This window comes from Pontibacter sp. FD36, assembly GCF_015686655.1.
Taxonomy (GTDB): Bacteria; Bacteroidota; Bacteroidia; order Cytophagales; family Hymenobacteraceae; genus Pontibacter.
Genome location: NZ_JADPMP010000001.1, coordinates 290,504 through 317,471 on the forward strand (window position 1 = coordinate 290,504; position 26,968 = coordinate 317,471).

At 51.8% G+C, this 26,968-nt stretch carries 19 protein-coding genes and 1 pseudogene; 18 read left to right on the forward strand and 2 right to left on the reverse strand.

Annotated features, from left to right (window positions below):
- Window positions 1-25: 25 nt before the first annotated feature.
- From I0P70_RS01265 to prfB, 18 genes and pseudogenes are all read left to right on the forward strand, one after another.
- A complete protein-coding gene (locus tag I0P70_RS01265; RefSeq protein ID WP_007655158.1) occupies window positions 26-1,717 on the forward strand; it encodes a sodium:solute symporter family protein in 1,692 nt (563 codons plus the stop codon).
- A 359-nt stretch (window positions 1,718-2,076) separates the two neighbouring features.
- Complete coding sequence (locus I0P70_RS01270) at window positions 2,077-2,289, forward strand: hypothetical protein (RefSeq protein ID WP_196114398.1); 213 nt, start codon at window positions 2,077-2,079, stop codon at window positions 2,287-2,289.
- Window positions 2,290-2,291: 2 nt separating this feature from the next.
- Complete coding sequence (locus tag I0P70_RS01275) at window positions 2,292-5,018, forward strand: sensor histidine kinase (RefSeq protein WP_196114399.1); 2,727 nt, start codon at window positions 2,292-2,294, stop codon at window positions 5,016-5,018.
- 4 nt (window positions 5,019-5,022) lie between these two features.
- Window positions 5,023-5,403, forward strand: a complete 381-nt coding sequence (locus I0P70_RS01280; protein WP_196114400.1) for a response regulator transcription factor — start codon at window positions 5,023-5,025, stop codon at window positions 5,401-5,403.
- Window positions 5,404-5,425: 22 nt separating this feature from the next.
- The gene (locus I0P70_RS01285; protein ID WP_196114401.1) at window positions 5,426-7,351 is read left to right on the forward strand and encodes a propionyl-CoA synthetase; all 1,926 of its coding nucleotides are present in this window, start codon (window positions 5,426-5,428) and stop codon (window positions 7,349-7,351) included.
- A gap of 334 nt (window positions 7,352-7,685) precedes the next feature.
- Window positions 7,686-9,590 (forward strand): annotated as a pseudogene (gene acs / locus I0P70_RS01290) (acetate--CoA ligase); the annotation flags it as partial.
- Window positions 9,591-9,886: 296 nt separating this feature from the next.
- Window positions 9,887-11,824, forward strand: a complete 1,938-nt coding sequence (locus tag I0P70_RS01295; RefSeq protein WP_196114403.1) for a DUF294 nucleotidyltransferase-like domain-containing protein — start codon at window positions 9,887-9,889, stop codon at window positions 11,822-11,824.
- Window positions 11,824-12,522 carry a PolC-type DNA polymerase III gene (locus I0P70_RS01300; RefSeq protein ID WP_196114404.1) on the forward strand — a complete coding sequence of 233 codons (699 nt, stop codon included), beginning with the start codon at window positions 11,824-11,826 and terminating at the stop codon, window positions 12,520-12,522. Before I0P70_RS01295 ends, I0P70_RS01300 begins: the two co-directional genes overlap by 1 nt.
- 64 nt (window positions 12,523-12,586) lie before the next feature.
- A complete protein-coding gene (locus I0P70_RS01305) occupies window positions 12,587-13,408 on the forward strand; it encodes a retropepsin-like aspartic protease (RefSeq protein ID WP_196114405.1) in 822 nt (273 codons plus the stop codon).
- Window positions 13,409-13,506: 98 nt separating this feature from the next.
- Window positions 13,507-13,686 carry a hypothetical protein gene (locus I0P70_RS01310; protein ID WP_196114406.1) on the forward strand — a complete coding sequence of 60 codons (180 nt, stop codon included), beginning with the start codon at window positions 13,507-13,509 and terminating at the stop codon, window positions 13,684-13,686.
- A 181-nt stretch (window positions 13,687-13,867) separates the two neighbouring features.
- A complete protein-coding gene (locus I0P70_RS01315) occupies window positions 13,868-14,428 on the forward strand; it encodes an NUDIX hydrolase (protein ID WP_196114407.1) in 561 nt (186 codons plus the stop codon).
- A gap of 68 nt (window positions 14,429-14,496) precedes the next feature.
- Window positions 14,497-15,270, forward strand: a complete 774-nt coding sequence (locus I0P70_RS01320) for a 1-acyl-sn-glycerol-3-phosphate acyltransferase (RefSeq protein WP_230391923.1) — start codon at window positions 14,497-14,499, stop codon at window positions 15,268-15,270.
- Window positions 15,245-15,532: an Asp-tRNA(Asn)/Glu-tRNA(Gln) amidotransferase subunit GatC gene (gene gatC / locus I0P70_RS01325; RefSeq protein WP_007653720.1), complete on the forward strand. Its 288-nt coding sequence runs from the start codon at window positions 15,245-15,247 to the stop codon at window positions 15,530-15,532. The genes I0P70_RS01320 and gatC overlap by 26 nt, the downstream gene beginning before the upstream one ends.
- 15 nt (window positions 15,533-15,547) lie before the next feature.
- Window positions 15,548-18,592, forward strand: coding sequence for a hypothetical protein (locus tag I0P70_RS01330; RefSeq protein ID WP_196114408.1), 3,045 nt, complete (start codon window positions 15,548-15,550; stop codon window positions 18,590-18,592).
- Window positions 18,593-18,602: 10 nt separating this feature from the next.
- A complete protein-coding gene (locus I0P70_RS01335) occupies window positions 18,603-19,325 on the forward strand; it encodes an ABC transporter ATP-binding protein (RefSeq protein ID WP_196114409.1) in 723 nt (240 codons plus the stop codon).
- A 3-nt stretch (window positions 19,326-19,328) separates the two neighbouring features.
- Window positions 19,329-19,880, forward strand: coding sequence for a cob(I)yrinic acid a,c-diamide adenosyltransferase (locus I0P70_RS01340; RefSeq protein WP_196114410.1), 552 nt, complete (start codon window positions 19,329-19,331; stop codon window positions 19,878-19,880).
- Window positions 19,881-19,912: 32 nt separating this feature from the next.
- Window positions 19,913-20,986, forward strand: coding sequence for a branched-chain amino acid aminotransferase (locus I0P70_RS01345; protein WP_196114411.1), 1,074 nt, complete (start codon window positions 19,913-19,915; stop codon window positions 20,984-20,986).
- Window positions 20,987-21,069: 83 nt separating this feature from the next.
- Window positions 21,070-22,147 (forward strand): peptide chain release factor 2 gene (gene prfB / locus I0P70_RS01350; protein WP_196114412.1). Its coding sequence is split into 2 segments (ribosomal slippage): window positions 21,070-21,129 and window positions 21,131-22,147, totalling 1,077 coding nucleotides; the frame shifts between segments, so codons are not numbered across the junction.
- An 80-nt stretch (window positions 22,148-22,227) separates the two neighbouring features.
- Here prfB and I0P70_RS01355 read toward each other — a convergent pair.
- Complete coding sequence (locus I0P70_RS01355; RefSeq protein ID WP_230391924.1) at window positions 22,228-23,691, reverse strand: SusD/RagB family nutrient-binding outer membrane lipoprotein; 1,464 nt, start codon at window positions 23,689-23,691, stop codon at window positions 22,228-22,230.
- The gene (locus tag I0P70_RS01360; RefSeq protein WP_196114414.1) at window positions 23,691-26,882 is read right to left on the reverse strand and encodes a SusC/RagA family TonB-linked outer membrane protein; all 3,192 of its coding nucleotides are present in this window, start codon (window positions 26,880-26,882) and stop codon (window positions 23,691-23,693) included. Before I0P70_RS01360 ends, I0P70_RS01355 begins: the two co-directional genes overlap by 1 nt.
- Window positions 26,883-26,968: the final 86 nt, after the last annotated feature.

Sequence of the window (26,968 nt, forward strand, 5' to 3'; positions counted from 1 at the left end):
CTCCCACCATACAATAGCTAAGACAATGGATATCTTAACCTGGACATACATCATCGTGGGCCTCACGTTCGCCCTGTACATCGGTATCGCCATCTGGTCGCGTGCTGGCTCTACAAAAGAATTTTACGTGGCAGGTGGTGGCGTTTCGCCGCTAGCCAACGGTATGGCAACGGCCGCTGACTGGATGTCGGCTGCTTCGTTCATTTCCATGGCCGGTCTCATCTCGTTCATGGGCTACGACGGCTCAGTATACCTGATGGGCTGGACGGGCGGCTACGTGTTGCTCGCTCTCTTACTGGCGCCATACCTGCGCAAGTTCGGCAAGTTCACCGTGCCTGATTTTGTGGGCGACCGCTACTACTCCAAAACTGCCCGTCTGGTGGCAGTAGTATGTGCTATTTTCGTATCGTTTACATACGTAGCCGGCCAAATGCGTGGTGTGGGCATCGTGTTCTCTCGCTTCCTCGAAGTGCAGATCGAAACAGGTGTGATCATCGGTATGATTATCGTGCTCTTCTACGCTGTGTTGGGTGGCATGAAAGGCATCACCTATACCCAGGTGGCCCAGTACTGCGTGTTGATCTTCGCTTACATGGTGCCGGCTATCTTCATTTCCATGATGCTGACCGGCAACCCGATACCACAGCTTGGTTTGGGCGGTACTTTGGCCGATGGTACTTATTTATTGGATAAACTGGACGGCTTGCTTCCAGAGCTAGGTTTTACAGCCTATACCGACGGCAGCAAAGCAACCATTGACGTGTTTTTCATCACGGCTGCCCTGATGGTAGGTACAGCCGGTCTGCCACACGTTATTGTGCGTTTCTTCACCGTTCCAAAAGTAAAAGATGCCCGTAAGTCGGCAGGTTATGCGTTGGTATTCATCGCCATACTGTATACAGCTGCTCCCGCAGTAGGTGCTTTCGGTATGTACAACATGCTGCAGACTACCAGTAACCAACCGATTGCGAGCATGCCGCAGTGGGTGAACAACTGGGAGAAAACAGGTCTGATCGGCGTGGACGACAAAAACGGTGACGGTCGCATTCAGTATGTGAAAGACCCAGCTGTGAACGAACTCAAGATCGACAAAGACATCATGGTGTTGGCCAATCCGGAAATTGCCCAGCTTCCGAACTGGGTGATTGCCTTGGTAGCAGCGGGTGGTCTGGCAGCGGCTCTTTCTACAGCAGCGGGTCTCTTGCTCGTAATCTCCACATCTATCGCCCACGACTTGCTTAAGAAGTCGGTGATGACAGGTATATCCGAAAAGCAGGAGCTGATTGCGGCCCGTATCGCAGCGACTTTTGCGGTAGTGATCGCAGGCTATTTCGGTATCAACCCGCCAGGCTTTGTGGCCGAAGTAGTAGCCTTCGCCTTCGGTCTGGCAGCGGCATCGTTCTTCCCTGTGATCATCATGGGTATCTTCTCGAAGCGCATGAACAAGCAGGGCGCCATCTGGGGGATGATTTCAGGTCTGTTGTTTACGATCAGCTACATCTCCTACTTCAAGTTCATCAACCCAGCCGCCAACCTGCCAGAAAACTGGTTCATGGAGATCTCTCCAGAAGGTATAGGCACCGTAGGTATGATCGTGAACTTCATCGTGTCATTTATTGTGTCCCGCTTCACGCCAGCCCCACCAGCCCACATTCAGGAGCTGATCGAGGACATCCGCATCCCACGCGGCGCCGGCGAGGCAGTGGCCGGGCATTAGGATTGAATGGTTGATTGTTGGTTGAATTGTTAAATAGTTAAATTGTTGGATGGTTGATTCGGTGGGGATACCATCGGTCAGCCATTCGGCAGTTTGCTGGCTCCCAGCCCTCGCTCGCGGCGAGTGTGAGGAATTGGGTGGCGTCTCGCCACCTGTGGCTGGAGGCACAAACTTGCGGCCAGAGTCCGCTGGATAGCTCACACTCGCGGGACGCGAGCGTGGGTAGAGTCCCCATTAAATAGCTAACACTCGTGGTTCACAAGTAGGGGCGAAAACCCAAACCGATTAGTTCAACGAACAAAAAACAACCATTTAACAATTTAGCCACCCCAAAATCACTCAATCACTAACTAAACCCCATGCGTGACCGCTCTAAAGGCAGACGACTCTTTTTCATCAGTGCCCTATTTATGGTGCTATTGAATTTTCCGTTGCTTTCGATTTTCAATTCGGGGGCGACGGTGAGCGGGGTGCCTGTGCTATACCTATACCTGACGGTGGTGTGGCTGGCCTGCATTGTGGCGATTGCGTTTTTCATTAACCGTCAGGACCCGCGTAAACAGAAGAAATAACCATGAACTACTGGCTTGTCATCGGTGTGTCGTTTTGCTACCTGGCTTTGCTCTTCGGGCTGGCTTCGTGGGCGGAAAGGCGTTCGGCTGCGGGCAGGAGTTTCGTGGGCAACCCCTACATCTATGCGCTCTCCATGGCCGTGTACTGCACTGCCTGGACCTATTACGGTTCGGTGGGAAGGGCCGCCACGACAGGATTGGGCTACTTAGCTATTTACATCGGCCCGACACTGATGGCGCCACTTTGGTGGGTGGTGTTGCGCAAGATCATCCGCATCTGCAAGGTGCAGCGCATTACGACCATCGCCGATTTTATCTCGTCGCGGTATGGTAAGAACATTACGCTGGGCAGCATTGTCACTATCATCTGCGTGCTCGGCATTATCCCGTACATCTCCATCCAACTCAAGGCTATTGCCAGCAGTCTGGACTTGCTCACAGGCATGAACGAAGTGGGCCGTAGTCCACTGTTCGGCGACACGTCTTTTTACATAGCGCTGGGCTTGGGCTTGTTTACTATCGTGTATGGCACGCGGCACGTGGAGGCTACCGAGCGGCACGAGGGTATGGTAACGGCTATTGCGTTTGAGTCGCTTTTTAAGCTGGTCATTTTTATTGTGGCAGGTGTATTCGTGACCTATGGCGTGTTCAACGGCTTTGGCGACATCATGCAACAGGCCACGCAGCTGCCCGACTTCGAGCGGCTGATGACCTTTGACAACGACAGCGGCTTTTCGCAGTGGTTCTGGATGGTGGTACTGTCCATGCTGGCGATTCTGTTTTTGCCGCGCCAGTTCCAGGTGGCGGTGGTGGAGAACGTAAACGAACAACACCTGAACAAAGCCATGTGGCTCTTTCCGCTATACCTGTTTGCCATCAACATTTTCGTGCTACCCATAGCATTTGGAGGCGATTTGTTGTTCAACGGCGCCAGTGTGGATGCAGATATGTTTGTGTTGGCCATACCTTTAAGTGAGGGCCAATCGCTACTAGCCTTGATGGTATACCTGGGCGGATTCTCGGCGGCGACCAGTATGGTCATTGTGGCGACCATTGCGCTAAGCGTGATGGTGAGCAACAACCTGGTGATGCCGCTGCTGGTAGGTATACCGGCCATTAAAAACCAGTATCAGAACCAACTCACGAAGCTCTTGCTTTTCAGTCGCCGACTGGGCATTCTGGTGATTCTGTTGCTGGCCTACCTGTACTACAAGGGCGTGGCCGAATACTACTCCCTCGTGGAAGTCGGGCTAGTGTCTTTTGCGGCGGTGGCTCAGTTTGCTCCGGCCATTATCGGGGGGATTTTCTGGAAAGAAGGTACTAAAAACGGGGCGCTGGCAGGTATAGTGGTCGGTGCCGTGCTCTGGTTCTATACCTTGGTGGTGCCGTCGATGGTTGGGGTGGGCATGCTGCCGGGTTCTATTCTGGAGCAAGGTCCGCTAGGTATAGCGTGGCTCAAACCATTCGAGTTATTTGGCCTGCAAGGGATGGACTACATCTCCCACGCCATGTTCTGGAGCATGTTCCTGAATGTGGGTTTATATATAGGCGTGTCGCTTTTGAGCAGGCAAACATCTCAGGAGCGCAACCAGGCCGAAGTGTTTGTGGACATCTTCAAGTACTCTACGGTGTTCGAAAGCTCCATTGTTTGGAAGGGCACGGCCTACATACCTGATATCAAATCCTTGCTGGTGAACTTCCTCGGGCAGAAAAAAGCCGAAGTCGCTATGAAAGCCTACAAGCGCAAATATCCCGAGCCGGAGGACGAATCAGGCAAGGCCGACCCGAAGCTGGTAACCTATGCCGAGAAATTGCTGTCAGGTGTCATCGGCTCTTCTTCGGCGCGCATCATGGTTTCGTCGGTGGTGAAGGAAGAGGAGATCAGCATCGACGAAGTACTCAACATCCTGAAAGAGTCCCAGCAACTGATTTCGATCAACAACGAGCTCCGCCGCAAATCCATGGAACTGCGGCGCGCCACCGAGCAACTACGCAGTGCCAATGAACGACTCAAGCAGCTCGACGAGCTCAAAGACGAGTTCCTGTCGACGGTGACGCACGAGCTGCGCACACCGCTGACTTCGATAAGGGCCCTGTCAGAAATTCTGTACGACAACCCCGAGATGGAGCGTGAGGACCAGGAGCATTTCCTACAGACCATCGTAAAGGAGTCCGAAAGGCTGACCCGACTGATTACGCAGGTGCTGGACCTGGAGCGCTTCGAGTCAGGCAAGCAAAAGCTCAACCTAGGTCCTGTGCAGATAGAGGAAGTGGTGCGCGAGTCAGTGGACGCGCTTTCGCAACTGGTGCAGGAGAAAAACATCGATTTGGTGGTAGATGTACAGCACAACCTGCCCGCTATCAACGGCGATAAAGACCGTTTGATGCAGGTGCTGGTCAACCTAATCTCCAACGCCATCAAGTTCTGCAACCCCGAGCACGGCCGCATTATTGTGTCAGGCTATTACATCGACGGCGATATCAAAGTGAATGTGGTGGACAACGGCAAGGGCATTGACCCCGAGTTTCACAAACAGATATTCGATAAGTTTTACCAAGCGCAGAACCAGAATATTCGCAAACCAGAGGGTAGCGGACTGGGACTGGCTATCAGCAAGAAGATAATTGAATCGCACCAGGGGCGCATTTGGGTGGAGAGTGAAGTGGGCAAAGGCTCGAAATTTTCGTTCGTGCTTCCCGTGAAAGTAAATGTGCCCGCAAACGTATAAAACTATGAGTAGCAAAGAAAAATTGAAGGTGTTGGTTGTGGATGATGAGCCGAGTATACTGATGCCGCTGGAGTTCCTGATGCGCAAGAGCGGCTATCAGGTCTTTGTGGCCCGCAACGGTACCGAGGCCATGGAGAGTGTGGACAAGGAACAGCCTGATGTGGTGTTGCTTGATATCATGATGCCAGACGTGGACGGCTACGAGGTATGCCGTCACATTCGCGGGCAGGAAAATATGAACGGAGCCAAAGTGATTCTCATGAGCGCCAAGACCAAGGACGCTGACATCAAAAAAGGTTATGACGTGGGGGCAGACTTGTACATTCCAAAGCCCTTTTCGACGCGCTTCCTGATGGAAAAAATCAAGGAGCTGACGCAAAGTTAATCGCAACAAAAGAATTGGAGATATGGAGACAGCAACCCAAACTTACCGCTCGTACGCCGAGGCCTACGAAAAAAGCATTCAGGATCCAGAGGGATTCTGGGGTGAACAGGCACGGCAGATTGCCTGGTTCGAGGAGCCTAAGCAAATCCTGACCACCGACGAAAATGGCTTCTACCGCTGGTTCGCGGGCGGCAAACTCAACACGGCCTATCTGGCGCTGGACTACCACGTCGAGAACGGTCGCGCTGACCAGACCGCCCTGATCTACGACTCGCCCGTGACCAATACCATCCGCAAATATACCTACCGCGAGTTCCGCGACATGGTAGCCAGATTTGCAGGTGCGCTGCGTGGTTTGGGTGTGGGCAAAGGTGATACTGTGGTGATTTACATGCCCGTTATACCTGAGGCCGTGGTTGCCATGCTCGCCTGCGCAAGGTTAGGTGCCATTCACTCAGTGGTATTCGGCGGTTTTGCACCGCACGAACTCACGGTGCGCATCGACGACGCCCGTCCGAAGGTGGTGATTTCCGCTTCCTGCGGCATCGAGTTCGACAAGCATATACCTTACAAGCCTCTACTAGACAAAGCCCTGAACGACAGCAAGCACAAGCCCGTGCATACCATCATTTTGCAGCGCCCTTACGTGGAGGCCGACATGCAGCCGGGCCGCGACCTGGATTACATGGACGTATTACAAAAAGCCCAGCCAGCTGATTGCGTACCTGTAGACGCGCACGACCCGCTATACATTCTCTATACCTCTGGCACCACGGGCAAACCCAAAGGCATCGTGCGTGACAATGGCGGCCATGCCGTGGCGTTGAAATTCAGTATGAAAGCCGTGTATGGCGTAGACCCGGGTGATGTGTTCTGGGCCGCTTCCGACGTAGGTTGGGCCGTGGGACACTCGTATCTGGTATACGCTCCGCTGATCCATGGCTGTACCACCGTGCTCTTTGAAGGCAAACCTGTGCGCACTCCGGATGCGGGTACATTCTGGCGCATCATCATGCAGCACGACGTAAAGGTGCTCTTTACAGCCCCGACAGCCATTCGCGCCATCAAGAAAGAAGACCCGGAAGGTATAGAGAAAATCAAGTATGACCTGCCATCGCTCAAGTACCTGTTCCTGGCTGGCGAACGCTGCGACCCTGCTACTTACTACTGGGCTAAGGATTTGCTGCGCATACCTGTAGTAGACCACTGGTGGCAAACCGAATCAGGCTGGCCGATGGTGGCAAACATGGTGGGCTATGGCCTAAAGCCAGCTAAGCCCGGTTCGGCAGGCTTGCCGGTTTGCGGATATAAAGTAGAGATTCTGGGCGAGGAAGGGCAGGAGCTTATACCTGCGCAGGAAGGCTACGTGGCCGTGAAGCTGCCGTTGCCTCCCGGTTGCCTGCCCACCTTGTGGGAAGACAATGACCGCTTCTACAAATCCTATCTCGACCGTTTCCCTGGCTATTACATGACCGGTGATGGGGGCTATATGGATGAAGATGGCTATATTTATATCATGGGACGCATTGACGATGTGATCAACGTGTCCGGTCACCGCCTCTCAACCGGAGAGATGGAAGAGATGGTTGCCTCGCACCCTGCCGTAGCCGAATGCGCCGTGGTAGGTATAGCCGACGACCTGCGTGGACAGCGCCCCATTGGCCTGGTGGTGCTCAAGGACGGACAGAACATCAGCGAAGGGCAAATCGAGCAGGAACTGATCGCCCTGATTCGGGAGAAAATAGGAGCCGTAGCTTACTTCCGAAATGCGCTTATCGTAAAGCGCCTGCCTAAGACCCGCTCAGGCAAGATACTCCGCAAGATACTGCGCAACATTGCCGACGGCGTGCACTACGCTATACCTTCCACCATCGATGACCCGGCTATACTCACCGAGATTCACGATGACCTGAAACAGCGAAAGATTGGGAATGCTTTTTTGGAGTGATTTTCAAAACGGAGGATAACAATTGTTCCTAAATTCCACTAAGTACAGGGTAGAGGGCTAGTTCTCAGAGAGTGGTCATCCCCCTGCCCCCCTTCAAAGGGGGACCTTCGTGCACGAGGAACTCAATTTGAGAAAAATGATGGATAGAGAATTAGCAGACAATTAAAGTGCTACAATGCTTATTCCTGCTAAGTGGCAAGAACTAAAAGTCCCCCTTTGAAGGGGGTAGGGGGATGACAGTCGTTCCCAAAATATACCTGTAGGGACAGGTCGCGACCTGTCCGAATCGTGCACGAATTAAAACTGAAAAAACCTTAAACACCATAAACAAACCGATATCATGCCTAACATTCAAATCAAATCTTATCAGGAATACGAAGAGGCCTATAAGCGAAGTGTGGAAGACCCGGAAGGGTTCTGGTCCGATATAGCGAGCACTTTTACGTGGCGCAAGAAGTGGAACACGACACTAGAATGGAACTTTGAAGAGCCGAACGTGAAGTGGTTTAAGGGCGGCAGACTGAACATCACCGAAAACTGCCTGGACCGTCACCTGAAAACCCGCGGCAATAAGCTGGCCCTGATCTGGGAGCCAAACGACCCGAAGGAAAGATTTGTGCGCTATACCTACCGCGAACTCCACGAGAAGGTATGCCAGTTCGCCAATGTGCTCAAAAAGAACGGTGCTAAAAAAGGCGACCGCATCTGTATCTACATGCCGATGATTCCGGAGCTTGCTTTCGCCGTGCTGGCTTGCGCCCGTATTGGAGCCATCCATTCGGTGGTGTTCGCTGGATTCTCTGCAGTGGCGATGGCTGATCGCATCAACGATGCGCAGTGCAGCATGGTGCTCACCTCCGATGGTCTGAACCGCGGTGCGAAGCAGATTCCGGTGAAGCGTGTGGTAGACGAGGCGCTTGAGCGTTGCGACTCAGTGAAGAAAGTAATTGTGGTGGAGCGTCTGGGCTGGGCCGTGAACATGGTAGAGGGCCGCGACGTGTGGTACCACGACGAGGTGCAGGGTGTCAGCAAAGATTGTCCGGCTGAGGAAATGGACTCAGAAGACATGCTCTTCATTCTGTATACCTCCGGCTCAACGGGCAAACCCAAGGGTGTGGTCCATACCTGTGGCGGTTACATGGTCTATGCACAGTACAGCTTCAGCAATGTGTTTCAGGTACAGGAAAACGACATTTACTGGTGTACCGCCGACATCGGCTGGATCACCGGCCATACCTATTTGCTCTACGGTCCGCTCTTGTCAGGCTCCACTTCATTGATGTTTGAAGGCGTGCCAACTTTCCCGGACATGGGCCGCTTCTGGCAGGTAGTTGACAAGTTTGGCGTGAACATTTTCTACACCGCCCCAACCGCTATTCGTTCGCTTATGAGTGGAGACATCGACGATGTACTATCCTACAGCCTCGACTCCCTCAAAGTACTGGGCTCGGTGGGCGAACCAATCAACGAAGAGGCATGGCACTGGTACCATACCCACGTTGGCAAGGAGCGCTGTCCGCTAGTGGATACGTGGTGGCAAACCGAAACCGGTGGTATCATGATTTCGACCATCGCTGGCATCACTCCGATGAAGCCAAGCCACGCAGCCCTGCCACTGCCAGGTATACAGCCGATTCTGGTAGATGCCGAAGGCAAGGAAATTACCGACAACGAAGTAGAGGGTTACCTCTGCATGAAGTTCCCGTGGCCAAGCATCATCCGAACGACTTACGGAGACCACGAGCGTGCTCGCCTGAGCTACTTCTCTACTTACAAAGGCCTGTACTTTACAGGCGACGGTGCCAAGCGCGACAAAGACGGCCTGTACCGTATCATTGGCCGTGTGGATGATGTGATCAATGTATCGGGTCACCGCTTCGGAACGGCCGAGATCGAAGAGGCTATCAATCACAACAGCCATGTAGTGGAGTCAGCTGTGGTAGGCTATCCACATGATGTGAAAGGGCAGGGAATCTACGCTTTTGTGATTTGCAAGGATGTGCCGGAACGTGAGGATTACCTGCGTGCCGAGATCATCGAAACAGTGGTGGAGAAGATCGGTAAGATCGCCAAGCCGGACAAGATCCAGATCGTGAGCGGTCTGCCAAAAACCCGATCAGGCAAGATTATGCGTCGTATCCTGCGCAAAGTTGCCGAAGGCGATACCTCGAATCTGGGCGATACCTCCACTTTGCTTGATCCGGATGTAGTAGATGAAATTAAAGCGGGTGCTTTATAGAATTTAGATTGATAAGTTTAGTTGAATGCGTAAAGTCCTGCGACGTTTGTTGCAGGACTTTTGCGTTAAAGTCAAGTGGTGATTGCTGATATAGGAGTGGTTGCAGGTATAGCTGGAGTAGTAATGCATAGCTGCCTTTTCGCCTAGCCGGCGGGGTCTTACTTTTTTCTCCCGAATCAAGTTCAGGAGAGGGGTAGAGGCGGCATCTGCAAAATCCTGCAAATCCTTAAATCCTGATTCAGACAATTGCAATCCTCTCCTCAATCCCGTATCTTCATCAGGTATAACCCTAGGCTATGAAACCCTCCAATGTCATACAGGAACGCGTGCACGAGTTCTTGAATACCTACCCGCCCTTTAACCTGATTGAACCGGAAAAACTGAGGCAATTGGCCAGGCAGGTGAGGGTGCTATACCTGGAGCCGGAGCAGGTTCTGTTCTCCCAGGACGATCCCGCTCACGAACACTTTTATGTCGTACGGCAAGGCTCTGTTCGACTAGAGCAAAAGACGGAGGGTGGCAATCCCAAATTGCTGGATGTGTGCGACGAAGGGGATGTGTTTGGAGTACGGGCACTGATCGCTAAAAAGAATTATTCCTCTACTGCTACCTCTGCCGAAGAATCACTGGTATACGCTATACCTATTGAGGCTTTTGAACCTATCCTCACCGAAAATCCGCAGGTGGCGCTTTACTTTGCTGCGGGCTTTGCGGCGGGGCAGCCGGTACGCAATCCTACCCTGCGCGATGCACAAAGGGCACGGGTCGGCCTGAGCACCATTGCACCTTCGTCTATACCGCTGCACCTCGAAGACGCCCTTAAAATCGATACGGCTAAAAGCATTGTGGCTTGTCCGCCTGACACTTCTATCCGGCTGGCCGCCCAGATGATGAGCGACAAGGATTCCAGTTTTATGATGGTAGTGGATGGTGAGGCGCGACCCTTGGGAATTTTGACCGACACCGACCTGCGCCGCCAGGTGGTAGCCGGGCATGTGGCCATTGATGATCCGGTAGAGGTCATCATGTCGTCGCCTGTGATTACGACCGTTCCCAATCCGCCCATGGCCGATGCGCTGATCAACATGATCCGGAACAAAGTGAAGCACCTCTGTGTGACCACCGATGGCACTGTCAACTCCAAAGTCCTCGGGGTGCTCACCGAACATGACCTCTTACTGGCGCAGGGCAATAATCCGGCCGTACTGATCTCTGAAATTCGGCAGACACGCGACATAAGTTCACTGCCTGCCATCCGCGACAGGGCTGAGGAACTGTTGCTGAAGTACCTGGAGCAGGAGGTGAGTATTTCGTTCATCGCCAATATTATCACCGAAATCAACGACGCGATCATTGTGCGGGCGCTGCAACATGCCGAGAAAGAACTGGGTGAGCCACCGCTACATTATTGCTGGCTGTCACTGGGTAGCGAAGGCCGTGAAGAGCAACTCCTGCGCACCGACCAGGACAATGCCCTGGTATTCGAAGATAAAAATGCTGCGCTCGAAAAAGAGCATCAGGCTTACTTTCTGAAGCTGGGCGCTATTGTACGGGATATTCTGGTGCAATGCGGTTTTGAGAAGTGTCCCGCCGACATGATGGCCAGCAACCCGAAGTGGTGCCAGCCGCTGCATACCTGGAAGCAGTACTTTTATAACTGGATACACGAGCCCACCGAGGAGGCACTAATGCATACCTCCATTTTCTACGACTACCGCCCTGTGTACGGCGACTTTAGTCTGAGTCATCAACTCACAGACTACATTTACGAGAACATCCAGCAGGAACGCATTTTTCTGCCTTTTCTGGCCAAACATGCGTTGCAGAGTCCACCACCTCTAAGTTTCTTCCGCAACTTCATTGTAGAGCGGGGAGGGGAGCACAAAAATGAATTTGACATTAAACTACGGGCCATGACACCACTCGTGGATGCCGCCCGCGTGCTCACGCTCGACAATCGCGTAGCCGGAGAGAACAACACTTTCAAGCGCTTCGAGAAACTGGCCGAGCTGGAGCCGCAAAATGCAGAGCTATACCGTGAGGCCGCGATGGCATACGAGATTATGATGCGTTTCCGGGCACTCAGCGGCCTGCGCAACAAGAACTCCGGCCGTTACCTCAATCCTAACCAGCTCAATAAACTCGAGCGGCAGACGCTGCGCAGCACCTTCAAACCGATCAGCGACATACAGGAGCTCCTGCAGGTACGCTTCCAACTTAACTACCTCGGCTGATGGAGTGGCTGAAGGAGTTTATAAACCAACTGCAACCGGTAGACAAGAATGCGCCGGCTTTTTGGCACAGGTATAGCACCACCCTGAAAGAACAACCATCAAGAGATACTCCCTTGTCAGAAGCCGAATTTGTAGTGTTCGACACCGAAACGACCGGGCTGGACCAACGCAGGGACAAAGTGCTTTCCATCGGGGCGATAAAGGTAAGGGGGATGCAGGTGCTGGTGTCGGACACTTTTGAGTGTTTGGTGCAGCAGGAAGGGGCACCAGCTACCAAAAGCGCTGAAGTGCATGGTCTGCTTTCGAGTCAGCTGCAGGGAGGTATAACCGAACGAGAGGCGGCGGAGGACTTTGTTGATTTTGTCGGCAATGCTGTGCTGGTCGGGCAGCATGTGGCTTTCGACATCGGCATGATCAACCAGATGTTGAAGCGGCAAGGTATAAGCGGCAAGCTCCGCAACCGCTCCGTCGATACAGCACATCTGGCTATCCGGCTGGAGCGCCGCCACGCCGACAGCCATACCTTGAAAACCGCCGAGTACAGCCTCGACGCTCTCTGCGAAAGGTATAATCTGCCCACCGACGATCGTCACACCGCCTCCGGCGACGCCTTTGCTACGGCCCTGCTACTGCTCAAACTGCTGTCACTAGCTAAAAAGCGGGGTATAACGACTGTGGGGGAACTGGTAAAGGGCTAGCGTAATTATTCAGCCAAAATCTATCACTGACGTACATGCTTAGATGATCAGTCTATTTTTCAAAATGAAAACACTTTTCCTGGGTTTGGCCCTGTGCTTAGCCTTTGTTGGTGAAACTCTTGCACAAAACACCATTCAGCTGAAAGAATATTTCAGAGAACTGAAGCAGGTGGACGTTACCATAGCAGGGCAGCCCTACACCTTCTTATTCGATACAGGAGGCGGCCAGACCTTTGTATCTCCGGAAGTGGCACAGAAAATCGGCCGACAACCTTATGGCAGCGCAACTGCCTTCCGCATGAACGGGGATATGTTTCGGTACCAAAAGCTGGATTCAGTTGAGATCAGGGTCGATAACGTTCCGCTTTTCCATGCGACCGTTGGGGTATGGGATCTGATGAGCATACTGCCGGAAGGCCTTCCGAAAGTGGACGGGGTGATCTCGTTGAAATCCTTTCAGGACAGGATTGTGACCTTCGACCTAGCGGCCAGTAGACTCCAGGTAGAGACGCCAGCCACTCTTAGAAAGCAACAGGGCAGGCTAACGCTGTTGCCCAGCCGTTTCGCCAATGGGCTGGATGGTAGCGAGCTGACTATTTTCCTGGGTATACCTCATCAGGACCGCTCATACTGGTTTCTTTTAGACACAGGCAATATAAGCGAGGTGCTCCTTTCGCACCAGACAGCCTCCGGGTGGGGCCTTCAAAGCGATACAACAGTCCAGCGCACAGCCCTGAATCCGATTGCGATTCAACTTGGCAGGCGAAAACTGGTCAGCAAGGCTGCTGCAGAAAACATCATCTATGACGGGGTGCTGAACTACGATGTGATGCGTCAAACCAGAATGACCATTAACTTCCCGGCAAGGCAGGTATGGATGCATTAAAGTGGCGACATGCCTGCATCGCCTGTGTGCCTGGAATGTACACAACCGGATAGCAGCAGGGATATCTGTATAATCAATAATTGAATGAAGCTGATATTATGAAAAAGTATCTTCTAACCTTCGCCCTGGGTGCTTTTCTGATGGCTGGCTGTAACAGCACGCCTGACACCGAGGAGACAACCATAACCCAACCAGAACCTGACACGGCACCCGCCGATACAGCTGGCGTGGAAAAAGATAATACCAGGGTAGAAATAGAAGAGGCTGATCGCCTCTGAAGAAAATCATCTATACCTTGTTATCTTTGCCCGCAATTAGATCTTAAACAAGCTCAACAGCTGCCCAGAAAAGCCTTAAGTGCTGAAGGAGCAGTGGCTATAGGCCGTGCCATCATCGGAGTGTGTTCGCTGCCGTTAGGGGCGCAGGTAGAGATCAAAAAGATCGCCAAAAGAAAATAGCATGATAATCGACGAACAACATAACCCCTGGACCACCCTTTCCAGCAAAGACATCTACCAGAACCCCTGGATAAAAGTGCGCGAAGACCAAGTGCTCAACCCGCGCGGCGGAGAAGGCATTTACGGTGTGGTCAGCTTCAAAAACAAAGCCATTGGCATTATACCTGTCGATGACGAAGGCTATACCTACCTGGTAGGGCAGTACCGTTATGCGCTCAACGAGTACAGTTGGGAAATACCGATGGGCGGCGGCCTGATCGAGAACGACATACTCGAGTCGGCGAAGCGGGAACTGCAGGAAGAGACCGGTTTTACAGCCGAAAAGTGGACCAACATCGCCCGCCTGCATACTTCCAATTCCGTTACAGATGAGGAGGGCTTTGTTTTCCTGGCACAGGAACTAAAGGCCGGTGAAACAGCTTTTGAAGAGACGGAGGAGCTTCACATCCGACGGGTGCACTTTGAGGAGGCTGTGCGCATGGTGATGGACAACGAGATAACGGATGCTATCAGTGTGGCAGGTATACTCAAGGCAGCTATACTTTTGCAGCAAGGCAAGTAAGCATGATGAAGGCTCACAGGTGAAGCGCCCCGATTGATAACTGGTGGATTATTCTTACATTTGAAGGCATGAAAGCGCTTAAATACCTGTCCCATCGCATTTATACAACCTGGTGTGTCACTTGGTTTGTGATGCCCTTTGTGGTCACGTATCCGTTTCAGGCAGTGCTTATACGTAAGCAGCGCTGGTATCCGCGCGTGCACAGCATCAACCGCTTCTGGTCATCATCGGCCCTGCGCATGTTCCTGACGCCTTTGCGGGTGGAGTGGCGTATGCGTTTCAACCCTGGAAAGCAGTATATCTTTACGCCTAACCACAGTTCATACCTCGATATTCCGCTGTTGCTGCATGCCATTCCGGGTTTTATTAACTTTGTCGGGAAAAGCTCGCTTACCAGAGTGCCGCTATGGGGAAAAGTGTACGAAAAGCTATACATTGCCGTAGACCGTAAGAGTGCGATCAGCAGTGCCAAGAGTTACATACAGTCCGTGCGCACGCTGGAGCAGGGCCGCAACTTGGTGATTTTTCCGGAAGGTACCATACCACCCACGGCAGGGGAGGAGCTGCTGGCATTCAAGGATGGCCCTTTTCGCCTGGCAATAGAGAAGCAGTTGCCGGTAGTGCCAGTGACGATGCCCTACAATCACAAATTTTTGCCTGATCTGGATGGGAAGCTGAAAGTGCGCTGGCACCCGCTCAAGATCATCATACACGAGCCGATCGAAACCAAAGGCATGACGCTGCAGGACCTGCCTGCGCTGAAGCAGGAAGTATTTCATATTATTCAGGAAGAACTTAAGAAACACAATACAATAGATGTCAACCGATATACAAACCATTAGAAAGATCGCGCACCTGGCCCGACTGGAGTTCAATGAAGAGAAGGAGCAGGAGATGCTGCAGGACCTGAATAAGATCCTGAACTGGGTAGACCAGCTTCGCGAACTTGACACCGAAAGTGTAGAGCCGCTTATTCATATGTCAGAAGAAGTGAACGTGATGCGCGAAGACCTGGCACAGAATACCGTATCACACGACGAAGCGCTGAAAAACGCACCTAGAAAAGACTCCGATTATTTCAGAGTACCGAAAGTGCTCGAATAGTCCGACGGTTTGTCTATGAACAAAATTAAGTTTTGGAACAGTTGGGATGCCGATACCAGGTATCCCTATCTGTTTTTGCTGATCGTGGCTGTGCTGGCGCTCATGCTGGGGGTATACCATTACTTTACCGGCGAGAGCAATTTCATGGCCTGGGATAAGCTGCCTGAACTACAGGTGGTGCAGGTGCCGGTGCACGAGTTTTCGCGCCTATTGGAGCCCTTCACCCTGTATGCCGATGGCTACCTGCTCACAGAGCAGTACGATGTGGCAATGCCTGCCCTCAACAAGTTTGCCGCAGTAGCTCTGGTGCTCTTGCTGGCTCTCTGCCTGGCTTTCTACACAGCGGCCATCACCACCATGAAGCGCATCCCATACTTTGCAGGGATGCTGCTGCTCATGATGCTGTTGGCCTCCTTCAACCTGGACCTACTGGGGGTGATCGGCAGCAACACTGGACAGACCACGCTGCTGGTATTCATCGTGTTCTTTGCTTTGGCCAGCTATGCTTTTCAGGCCTTTTACCAGCAGGTTTCCTTTAGTGTCAGGGTAATGGTGATGATCGCGCTGGTGAGTTTGCTAGGCTCCTTTGTGTACATGGAGTCAGACTTCCCTCCGCTGCTGACCACCCTGCATCTGGCCAACTACAGTTCGCTTGCGCTTATGGTAGCCTCCCTGCTCTTTATGATCTGGGTTGGGTACGAAAACATCAATGCTCTGCTTTGGGTCAATACACAGGCCGCTAAGCCGGAGCGTCGCTTTAGTATATGGCAGTTTGTGCTCGTAAGCGTGCTATACCTGGTTGCGTTGGTACTGCTATACCTGCGCCATGTGGGCTATGTAAAGGGTGATCTGTTTTACATCAATGCCTTTGTCATCCTACTGATCTCTGCAATTGCCGGCTTTTGGGGCATGCGCCAGCGCGAAGTTCTATATGGCAGACTGTTCCCGTTCAAACCCACAGGTGCCATCATCTACCTGGTGTTTGCAACGATTACCTTTTTGAGCATCGGCTATGCCTATGCCACCGCCAACGACTCCGCTATTTCAGTTTTCCATAACCTAATCGTATATACGCACCTGGCCTTCGGAGCCTTCTTCTTTGTGTATGTGATGGTGAACTTCGGGGACCTGATCAACCAGCGACTGGCCGTTTACAAAGTGGTGTACGAACCCCGCAAACTGCCTGTGTATACCATCTACACCATGGGGGCTATTTTGCTGGCCATTCTGGTGATGCGCACCCAGTTCAGGGTGTACTTCAATGCCTATGCCGGTTACTACAGCTACTTGGGCGACCTGTACCAGAGTTCCGACAATTCGATTCTGGCAGAGCGTTTCTACAGAGAGAGCGATCTGTTTGATAACCACAACATGAAGGCGAGCTTTAGCTTGTCGGCTATGTACCGTGCTCAAAACGAGCGCAACAAAGAAATTCTGAGTCTGCAGGAGGCACTGGAGCGAAGCCCGAACCCCAAGCTCTACATCCGTTTGGCGAACCTGTACGACCGCAAGCAGTACTTTTTCGAAAAGCTGTATGTGCTGCAGCAGGGTGCAGAGGCTTTCCCTAAAAATGGGGAGATCTACAACAACCTGGCTCTGCTTTATGCCCAGACCAGTGTGCATGACAGTGTAGCCTACTATTTTGACCTGGCCCAGCGGCATGCAGAAAATCAGGATCTGGTGCGCAGCAATCGCCTGGCTTACTATACCCGCCAAGCCATGCCGGATGAGGCCAAGGAACTGATCACGGAGATCCGCTCCACGAAATACAAGCCACTGCGCAGCAACATGGCTGCACTTAACCAGCTGCTGGGACAGACCTCTGATATAAAGGAAGATGATTTTGTGGCGGATTCGCTGGAGCGGGTAGAGGACCTGACACTATTCTACAACAAAACCATTTCCAGTGTGAACAATGGCGATACATCGCTGTTGAAGCCTATCAACCGCTATCTTGGTTCTCAGGAGAACAGGCTCTTTATGGAAGACCTGCTATACCTGAAGGGCCTGGTGCACCACTACGATGGCAGGCCGAAAGAGGCACGCAGCGTAGTAGAGAACCTGGCGCTGGCCGCAGGGGAGCGCAGCGGATATTACTACAATGCGTTGGGGCATTGGATGATGGAGGAGGAGAACTACGGTGCCGCCGCCCATTATTTCAAGGAGGCCAAAGACAGAGGGTTTACACAGGCCTTTCTGTCACATGCCTATGCGCTGGCCCTCAATCACCAGACCGACGAGGCTGTAGAAGCACTCCGCGAAGTTGCCTTTACAGAGGTAGAGTCGGCGGTTGCGGTGGCCCAGTCGCTCGAAGAGGTGCTGGAACAGGCGCCGGCTACCATCATCACCCAGGCACCGGACCACGACAAGGTGCAGTATCTGATCGCATACCTGCCTGATTTGCTGCCCGAAGATGTAGACCGCATCGTGAAGAGCGTGCAGGAGAAAGACCTGCGCCGTGAGGCATTGGTAGCCAAGGTAGACTACTTTATGGGAAGACGGGAGTGGAAGCAGGCAAATGAGGCCATAAAAGAGGCAGCTACCGCCCTGCGGCCAGAAGGAGAGCTCCGCTCCAGACTTAACCTGCAGCAAATGCGCCTGTGGCTGAATACCAAGAACCACGAGGTGCTGGTGAAACGGATGGACAACCTATACCTGACACCAAAGGATAAGCGGCAGAAACTCTACTTCAGGGCTAAAATTGCCGAAGTAAAGGGGCGTGATCGTGAAGCTGCCGAGCGTTACAGCCAGTCACTCAAGATGCTGTTATACGATGAGCAGGTGGTAGAGGACGCCGCCGCTTTCTTTGCCCGATACAGCCCCGCTGAGATGCAGGCTTATGACATTTTGCTGGATGGGATCACCTACAATCCGTACTCTGCCAGGCTCTACAAAGCCTATGCGCTTGAGAGTGTGAACAGGGGGCTTGTCAGCTATGCAGACCAGGCACTTGTTTCATTGCGCAGCTTGCTTCCTGCTTCAGAATATAGTACTTTTAAAGAGAAATTTGATAAACAGCGCCGAGCTAAGGAGGCAGCGGCGGACCAGTGGCAACTCTAAAACAGGTTCTATGAGCACCATCATCGAGACACACGATATTTCGAAAGTATACCGCATGGGAAGCGAAACCATCCATGCACTCAAGTCCGTGTCTATCAAGATAGAGCGAGGAGAGTATGTGGCGTTTATGGGTCCTTCTGGTTCCGGTAAGTCAACGCTTATGAATATCATTGGCTGTCTGGACACGCCTTCCGGAGGGCAGTACGTCCTGAACGGGAATGATGTGAGCAACATGACTGACAATGAACTGGCCGAGGTTCGGAACAAGGAGATCGGTTTCGTGTTCCAGACCTTTAACCTGTTGCCACGTCAGAGCTCTCTGGAGAATGTAGCCCTCCCACTGATCTATGCCGGATATAACAAATCTGCGCGTGAGGAGAAAGCACAGCAAGCGCTGGAGAGTGTAGGCCTGGGTAACCGTGGCAAGCACAAGCCAAACGAACTGTCGGGTGGTCAGCGCCAGCGTGTGGCCATTGCCCGTGCGCTTATCAATGACCCGAGTATCATCCTGGCTGACGAACCGACTGGTAACCTCGATACCAAGACCTCTTACGAGATCATGGAGCTGTTCGAGAACCTGCACGCCAAAGGCAACACCATTATCATGGTGACGCACGAAGAGGACATCGCCAAATACGCTCACCGGATTGTGCGCCTTCGTGACGGACTTATCGAATCAGACGAAATCAACCACGAAGTGACAACGCATGCAAACCTAAACGCTGCGCAATAGCTCATGAAAATTTACACCAAGACAGGCGACAAAGGCACCACTTCACTTATAGGAGGTACTCGTGTAGCCAAGTCGCACCTACGCATAGAAGCCTACGGCACCGTAGACGAACTTAACTCATACATCGGACTGGTACGCGACCAGGAAGTAAACAAGAGCCGGGCCGACATCCTGAAAGAGATACAGGACCGCCTCTTCACCATCGGCTCCACACTGGCCACCGACCCTGACAAGAACACCAAAATGGTGACCCCCGACCTGCATGCAGAGGATGTTACCCTGCTGGAGCAGGAAATAGACAAGATGACGGCTGAAGTGCCCCCACTGCGTGCCTTTGTGCTGCCAGGCGGTCATCAGTCCGTTTCATTCGGTCATCTGGCCCGCTGCGTATGCCGCCGTGCCGAGCGCCTGGCCATCCGCCTGCAGGAAGAGTCGCCGGTAGACGATCTGGTGATCATGTACCTCAACCGTCTGTCAGATTATCTGTTCGCTCTTTGCCGCAAAATGACGTATGAGTTACAGGCTGAGGAAGTTGCCTGGAAGCCACGCGTCTGATTACATTGTTCAACTAATAATTCCCTTTATTTATGTCAGTTGATACCCTAACTATACCTACTCAGTGCGTCCCGCAGAGCCGCATTTCTGAGCTGGACTTCAATAATATTGAATTCGGGAAAATTTTTGCCGACCACATGCTGGTAGCCGACTACAAAGACGGCGCCTGGCAGAACCCTGAAATCAAGCCCTACGGCAACATGTCGCTTAGTCCGGCAACCTCAGCCCTACACTATGGTCAGGCGATATTTGAAGGTATGAAGGCTTATAAAAACGCAGACGGTGACATCCTGCTTTTCAGACCGCTCGACAACTTCAAGCGACTGAACATTTCGGGTGACCGCATGTGCATACCTGAGCTGCCTGAGGAGATCTTCATGCAGGGGCTGGAGCAATTGCTGCGCCTAGATGCCGCCTGGGTGCCGCCAACACCGGGTTGCGCACTGTATATTCGTCCGTTCATCTTTGCAACCGATGACTTTATTGGTGTGCGCCCGTCATCGAGCTACCGCTTTGTCGTGTTTAGCTGCCCGGTAGGGGCCTACTATGGACAGCCGCTGCGTGTTGCCATCGAGCCGAATTATGTACGCTCAGCAGAAGGTGGTGCCGGTTATGCCAAGGCCGCCGGTAACTACGGCGCTGCTCTGTACCCTGCACGCAAAATGCAGGAACGCGGTTACCACCAGCTCATCTGGACTGACTCACGCGAGCACAAGTACATTGAAGAGTCCGGCACCATGAACGTGATGTTTGTGATTGACGGTAAGATCGTGACTCCGGCAGTGAGCACGACCATTCTGTCGGGCATCACCCGCGATAGTGTGCTGCAGATTGCCCGCGACAAAGGTATACCTGTAGAGGAACGTAAAGTAGCAGTGAGTGAGATTGTGGAGGCTCACAAAGCCGGCAAGCTTCAGGAAGCATTCGGTACGGGCACCGCTGCTACCATTGCCCAGATCGCCACCATACATTACAACGGCGAGGACATGGACCTGCCGGCAATAGAAGGTCGCGAGATATCCAATGGCATTGCAGCAGAGCTGGATCGCATTAAGACAGGTCAGGCACCTGACCCGCACAACTGGATCTATAAGATCAGCCTATAGTAATCAGATAAAAGTAAATGCTGGACTGGAAGTGTATACGGCTTTTGGTCCAGCATTTTAGCGTTAAATAAAAAATAGGAAACATGACTTCAGAACAATTGAAGGAATTAAAGGCTCGTATTGAAGCCTTGAGGAGGTATCTTTGACTACGATAACAAGAAGCAACAGATAGCCGAGACAGAGAGGCAAACACTGGCACCTGACTTTTGGGACGACCCGAAAGCAGCTGAAAAAGTGCTTAAAGAGGTAAAGTCTCTGAAGGTATGGACTGACCACTATGAAGAAGTGGAGAAAACGGTTTCTGACCTTGAAGTGCTTTTCGATTTCTACAAAGAAGGCGATGTGTCGGAAGAAGACATAAAGCAGGAAGCGAAAAAGGTAGAAGACGCTATTGAAGGGCTGGAGTTCAAGCGCATGCTAAGTGGCGAAGAGGACCAGTTGAGCGCTATTTTGGAGATCAACCCGGGTGCAGGCGGTACCGAAAGCCAGGATTGGGCGGAAATGCTGATGCGCATGTACATCATGTGGGCCGAGTCGCACAAGTTTAGCGTGAAGCAGGTTAACTACAATCCGGGTGAGGGAGCAGGTATAAAGTCAGCTACCCTGGAGATCACCGGCGACTTCGCCTATGGCTATCTAAAATCTGAGATAGGGGTACATCGTCTGGTGCGTATATCCCCGTTTGACTCCGGTGGACGACGCCATACTTCCTTTGCCTCCGTATTTGCCTATCCGGTAGTGGATGATACGATTAACATCGAGGTGAACCCGAGCGACATTGAGTGGGACACCTTCCGCTCAGGAGGCGCCGGAGGTCAGAACGTGAACAAGGTAGAGACAGCGGTGCGTTTAAAACATAAGCCGACAGGCATCGTGATCGAGTGCCAGATCGAGCGCTCACAGCTGATGAACAAAGAGCACGCCCTGCGCATGCTTAGATCAAGGCTTTACCAGATAGAAATAGACAAGCGTAACGAAGAGCGCGACCGTGTGGAGAGTACTAAAAAACGCATCGACTTTGGCTCCCAGATACGCAACTACGTGCTGCATCCTTACAAGCTTGTGAAGGATATCCGGACAGGTGTTGAGCGGTCAGATGTGCAGAACGTGCTGGACGGCGATCTCGACGAGTATATTAAAGCATTCCTGATGCAAGCATAAGGAGAGATTGAGGCTATACCTTCCTCCACAAAAAAGAGGCTCCTATACAGGAGCCTCTTTTTTGTGGAAAATATCGGAATTTACTGTGTATCTGGCTGTCCATCCACCCACCATACCGGGTCAGAGAATATCTGAGTGCCCCTGATGTTTGGAACATTTGCCTCGTTTGTGTCCAATTCATTTTGCGCATATGGAAAACGAACCGGTGGAGGCGAGATCTGATGTTGGGCAACAAAGCCAGGGATGCCCGTTCTTCTCCAATCATTATAAGCCTCAAAGGGCTGGAACAGCCAGAAGGCAATCCACTTTTGGAGGATAATGGCCTCCTGTGAAACAGTGTTGGCATTTGCTGCTATATATGCATCAATTGCTGCAGCTGGTGCATTTATTTGTCTTTGCATGGCAGCCCTGATTCCATTTTGATAAGCAGTAAGCGCTTCGCCTGTATTGCCTAACCTCAGTTGTGCCTCTGCCTGTATGAAGAGCAATTCGTCATAAGTCATCATTGGCATAGGCGCGGTCGCATTAAGCACAGCCGCTGTTGGATCAGAGAAGGCTCTGTTTGCCTGGTCGTTTATCTGTGTTCCATTAGGAGCTCCTGTGATAACTCCCGGATCACGGGCAGGTGCTACCATGGCCTCCAGACGTGGGTCGTTCAGGTTTTGAAGGGTAGCCACGAAAGATTGGCTTACAGCGTGGTGGCTACGGTCATTCGACTCCTGGAACCACGGATGTTCGCCGATTGCTGCGGCAGTGTATCGCCGGAAGACGAGGTTGTCTGCAGCGCTCTGAAAACCCTGTGCAGCCGCTTCCAAGGCAGCCGTTGCAGATCCCTGCGGGTCAATATTGCTCAGGCGGTTATAATAACGTGCCTTCAGAGAATAAGCAGCCCTTGTCCATAACTCAGCACTGCCCCCATAAATCAAATCCTGGTTGCCAGGCGAGGGAGCCGTTGTTGCTAAGTCAACGATCGCCTCGTCTAGCAGGCTTTGTATCTGCGTATAAACTTGCTCCTGCGAATCGTAGGTAGGCGTGCGGTTCTCGACTCCCCGTCCAGCCTCTGCAGAGGGTACAGGTCCCCAGGCATCGGTCGCTACAGATAGGGTATAGGCCTTCAAAACTTTTGCTATACCTACGTGCCTGAAGTTTCCTTCCTCCTCACCGCCTGCAGAACCTCTTTCAATAATGATGTTAAGGTCAGGCAGCACGCCCGCATAAATGTTGTTCCACATGTTATTCACCAACGTGTTATTCTGGAGGCCAGACCGGCGATCTGCTTCCTGTAACTGTGCGTGCACACCGGCGGTGTGCTGTACAAAAACAGATGAATACCAGGCTAAGTCAGCCCCTGTAACAGCTGTAGGTACGTTTACTGTTACTTGTGGGAGCAGTAGGTTGACCGAGACTTGTTCCGGGCTATTGGGGTTGGTGTCAATTTCGTCTAATTTATCCTCGTCGCAGGCAGTGCCTCCTATAATAAGAGCCGCTGCTAAGAGAAAGCTGTAAAATCTATACTTCTTCATGATCGTGTGATTTCTGTCCATTAAAATGTTAACCTTAAACCAGCACCAAAGCTCCTTGCCTGAGGAAGTGTCACATACTCAAGTCCCTGGAAGTTAGTACCGCCACCCACGCTTGTCTCCGGGTCAAAGTTCGGGTAGTCTGTTATGAGAAAGAGGTTGCGGCCTGTCAGCACGATAGAGGCATTCCTGATGAAAGTGCGTTCTATCAAGCTTGTTGGTAAGGAGTAGCTTAGAGCCACTTCTCTGAGCCTTACAAAGGAAGTAGAGTAGACGTTTGATTCGTCGATGGCGTCCATGGCACTGGACCAGAAGTTCTGTCCTCTAACGATTTCAATGTCATTGTCTCCCTCTACGACAAGGTCACCATTGGTATCCAGGAAACCTTTCACGCCAGGATAGACATAAGCACTTTCACGGTCTTCTGTAATTTCAGCCATACCGTACAGTTTCAGAAGTCTTGTATTGCCTGCATACATCTTGCCACCCTTTCTCCAGTCTACCTGTGCAGTCAAATTGATGCCTCCGAAGGTGATGCCGTTTGTAAAGGATATTTCGAAGTCTGGCTGCACATTGCCTATGTTCTTAGCCTCACCAGCCAAAGGCATGCCGTAGAATGGATTTGGATTGCCACCTATGGTTTCACGACTATCCACCACAACGTTGCCATTACCGTCCCTCACGAATGAGGAGCCAAAAATGATGGGATACAAAGCCCCTGCTTCGGCTCTTACGTTAGGTGTAACGAAGCCTCCCAAGAAGATATTCTCAACACCCTCGGCCAGCTCGATTACCTTGTTTCTGTATCGGGTGAAGTTTGTGGTGAACGTCCATTCGAAGTTGTCGTTTCTTACAGGGATAAGACTGAAAATCAACTCATGGCCTTTAGTTTCCAATCTACCGGCATTTCTAAACTCAGATGTAAAACCAGATGATGCGGCAACCGGGACGCTGAATATCTGGTCTTCAGTTGTCTGCACATAATAGGTATAGTCTAAGGTGATCCGGTTGTCCAGGAATCTGAAATCACCACCAAACTCAATTGTTCTGGTGTTTTGTGGTCTTAACTCTTCTGTTCTGAATACGGCGCTACGGGTATAACCAATCGTGTTATTGAATGGGAATTGGATACCGTCATTCAGGAAACCGCCCACGTTCAGGGCACCGCCAGGTACGAAGATGTTTCTGGTTATGTAAGCCTGGTCAGGGGCCTGACCAGCCTCAGCATAAGAAGCTCTTAGTTTACCAAATGTAAGGATGTCGTTCTGCAGCTCGAAGGCATCTGTAAATGCAAAACCAACGCCCACTGAAGGATAGAAGAAAGTGCGGTTGCCACGTGCCAGGTTAGACACATAATCCTGACGGGCAGATGCGTTTAAGAACAGATAGTCTCTGAAACCTACTTCGGCGTTGGCATAAAAGCCAGCTACTCGTCTGCGGGTAATGGTCTCGCTGGCGTTCTGCACAACAGTGTTGCCAATGTTACGGAAACCACCTTGTGCAATACCACGGCCTACCGTTGAGATCAAGCGGTTTCTGATGTCGTATACCTCATTGCCAAGCAGCAGGTTAGCACTAATATCCTCTGAGAAATCACGGTTAAAGCTAACAGAGAGATTAGAGTTAATCTGATTCTGATTGAAGGCATAGTCATTTATTTGGCCACCGCTTGGCTGCGCAGTTCTACCTCCTGTAAAGCCTGAGCCAAGCTCGTATACCTCTTTACCATCTGTGATAAAAAAGTCTCCGCCAAGTCTGTAGTTTAGAGTTATCCAATCTAGCGGTTTGTAGGAAACGTTTGCAGTACTGATAATACGACGGGTATCTTCATAGAACTGGTTATTGGCCAGTGCCCAGCGTGGATTATCGATCGCACCGCGGTAGTTGAACTGTCTGTATGGGTTGAGTGGATCTGCAAAAGGGAGTCCCCACAGGTCAAAGTTTCTCGGTGCTGCATACAATGTGAAAAGCGGATTGGAAAGGTTAGACCCCCCAGGCACCTTATCAATGTGTACATCCGAATAGTTTGCAGAAGCACCAATCGTTACTTTGGGGTGAACATTAAATTCACCGGCAACCTTGCCGTTAAAGCGCTCCATACCTGTTGTCGGAATTATACCTTCCTGATCAGTGTAGCCTAAAGTGACAGCATAGTTACCTATCTGGCCGCTGTTGGCTATTGTAAGACTGTTTGTTGCCGTATGGCCAGTCTGGAAGAAGGGGTCCACATTGTCAAAGACCCTGTTTCCTGGCGCAGTTTCCCCGATGGCGTTGGTAACATCTCCGAGCTCACTTATTCTTGGTCCCCAGGATAGCGAGGAGTTGTTTGAGTATTGTCCTCCAGAGCCCTGGGAGTAGGTGCTTTGTAAGTCTGGAAGCCGTGAGGCGCGGTCAATCTGGTAGTCAGAAGAGAAGGTTACTGTAGCAGCTTTTCTTTCCTCCAGGCCCCTGCCTCTCTTAGTTGTTATAATAACCACCCCGTTGGCAGCACGAACCCCGTACAAGGCTGCTGCGGCACCGCCTTTTAGTACAGATATTGATTCGATGTCATTTGGGTTGATATCTAGTGCACGTGCTGAGGCATCGGTGCCGCTCACACCGCCAACACCTATACCTGCACCACCTGCTTGCTGGATGGCATCACTTTCGATTGGCATACCATCCACTACATACAGAGGCTGGTTGTTGCCTACCAGGGAGCGTGCTCCCCGAATCGTGATCTGCGAAGACGAACCCGGCATACCACTGGACTGGCGCACTACTACGCCTGCCACCTTGCCTTGGAGAGCATTAGTGACGTTCGGGTGGTTAGCACGTGTTACGGCTTCACCTTCTACCTGCTGCACCGAATAACTCAAAGCTCTTTCTTCCCTTTCAATACCAAAAGCTGTCACAACAACTTCGCTCAGTTGCCTGGTGTCTACGCTTAAGGCTACATCGATCGTGCTCTGATTATCGATATTGCGTGTAACAGTGGCATAGCCAATGAAGCGGTAGGTAAGTGTATTAGAGCCAGCCGGCACATTGATGGAGTATTCTCCGTTGGCTCCGGTAGCGGTGCCGACGTTGGTACCTTGTACCAACACTGCGACACCGGGCAGTCCTTGCCCTGTTTCCTGATCTGTCACGGTACCCGTAACCGTTCTAGTCTGGGCCATGCCTTGCTGAAAAAGAGCGAGCACCAGAATAAAACTTACTAGTAGTAGTTTGTTCATGTTCCCAAAAAGTTTTGGATTCAGAAGATGTATAGAATCAATTTGGCAAAAGTGCCAGAAACTAAGGCACTTAGTGGTGAGGAAGG

Coding starts and splice junctions, on each gene's coding strand:
- I0P70_RS01270 (WP_196114398.1), top strand. CDS start 2,077: ATGCGTGACCGCTCTAAAGGCAGACGACTCTTTTTCATCAGTGCCCTA.
- gatC (WP_007653720.1), top strand. CDS start 15,245: ATGTCAACCGATATACAAACCATTAGAAAGATCGCGCACCTGGCCCGA.
- I0P70_RS01310 (WP_196114406.1), top strand. CDS start 13,507: ATGAAAAAGTATCTTCTAACCTTCGCCCTGGGTGCTTTTCTGATGGCT.
- I0P70_RS01345 (WP_196114411.1), top strand. CDS start 19,913: ATGTCAGTTGATACCCTAACTATACCTACTCAGTGCGTCCCGCAGAGC.
- I0P70_RS01300 (WP_196114404.1), top strand. CDS start 11,824: ATGGAGTGGCTGAAGGAGTTTATAAACCAACTGCAACCGGTAGACAAG.
- I0P70_RS01315 (WP_196114407.1), top strand. CDS start 13,868: ATGATAATCGACGAACAACATAACCCCTGGACCACCCTTTCCAGCAAA.
- I0P70_RS01285 (WP_196114401.1), top strand. CDS start 5,426: ATGGAGACAGCAACCCAAACTTACCGCTCGTACGCCGAGGCCTACGAA.
- I0P70_RS01360 (WP_196114414.1), bottom strand. CDS start 26,882: ATGAACAAACTACTACTAGTAAGTTTTATTCTGGTGCTCGCTCTTTTT.
- I0P70_RS01320 (WP_230391923.1), top strand. CDS start 14,497: ATGAAAGCGCTTAAATACCTGTCCCATCGCATTTATACAACCTGGTGT.
- I0P70_RS01330 (WP_196114408.1), top strand. CDS start 15,548: ATGAACAAAATTAAGTTTTGGAACAGTTGGGATGCCGATACCAGGTAT.
- I0P70_RS01295 (WP_196114403.1), top strand. CDS start 9,887: ATGAAACCCTCCAATGTCATACAGGAACGCGTGCACGAGTTCTTGAAT.
- I0P70_RS01340 (WP_196114410.1), top strand. CDS start 19,329: ATGAAAATTTACACCAAGACAGGCGACAAAGGCACCACTTCACTTATA.
- I0P70_RS01275 (WP_196114399.1), top strand. CDS start 2,292: ATGAACTACTGGCTTGTCATCGGTGTGTCGTTTTGCTACCTGGCTTTG.
- I0P70_RS01305 (WP_196114405.1), top strand. CDS start 12,587: ATGAAAACACTTTTCCTGGGTTTGGCCCTGTGCTTAGCCTTTGTTGGT.
- I0P70_RS01355 (WP_230391924.1), bottom strand. CDS start 23,691: ATGGACAGAAATCACACGATCATGAAGAAGTATAGATTTTACAGCTTT.
- I0P70_RS01280 (WP_196114400.1), top strand. CDS start 5,023: ATGAGTAGCAAAGAAAAATTGAAGGTGTTGGTTGTGGATGATGAGCCG.
- I0P70_RS01335 (WP_196114409.1), top strand. CDS start 18,603: ATGAGCACCATCATCGAGACACACGATATTTCGAAAGTATACCGCATG.
- I0P70_RS01265 (WP_007655158.1), top strand. CDS start 26: ATGGATATCTTAACCTGGACATACATCATCGTGGGCCTCACGTTCGCC.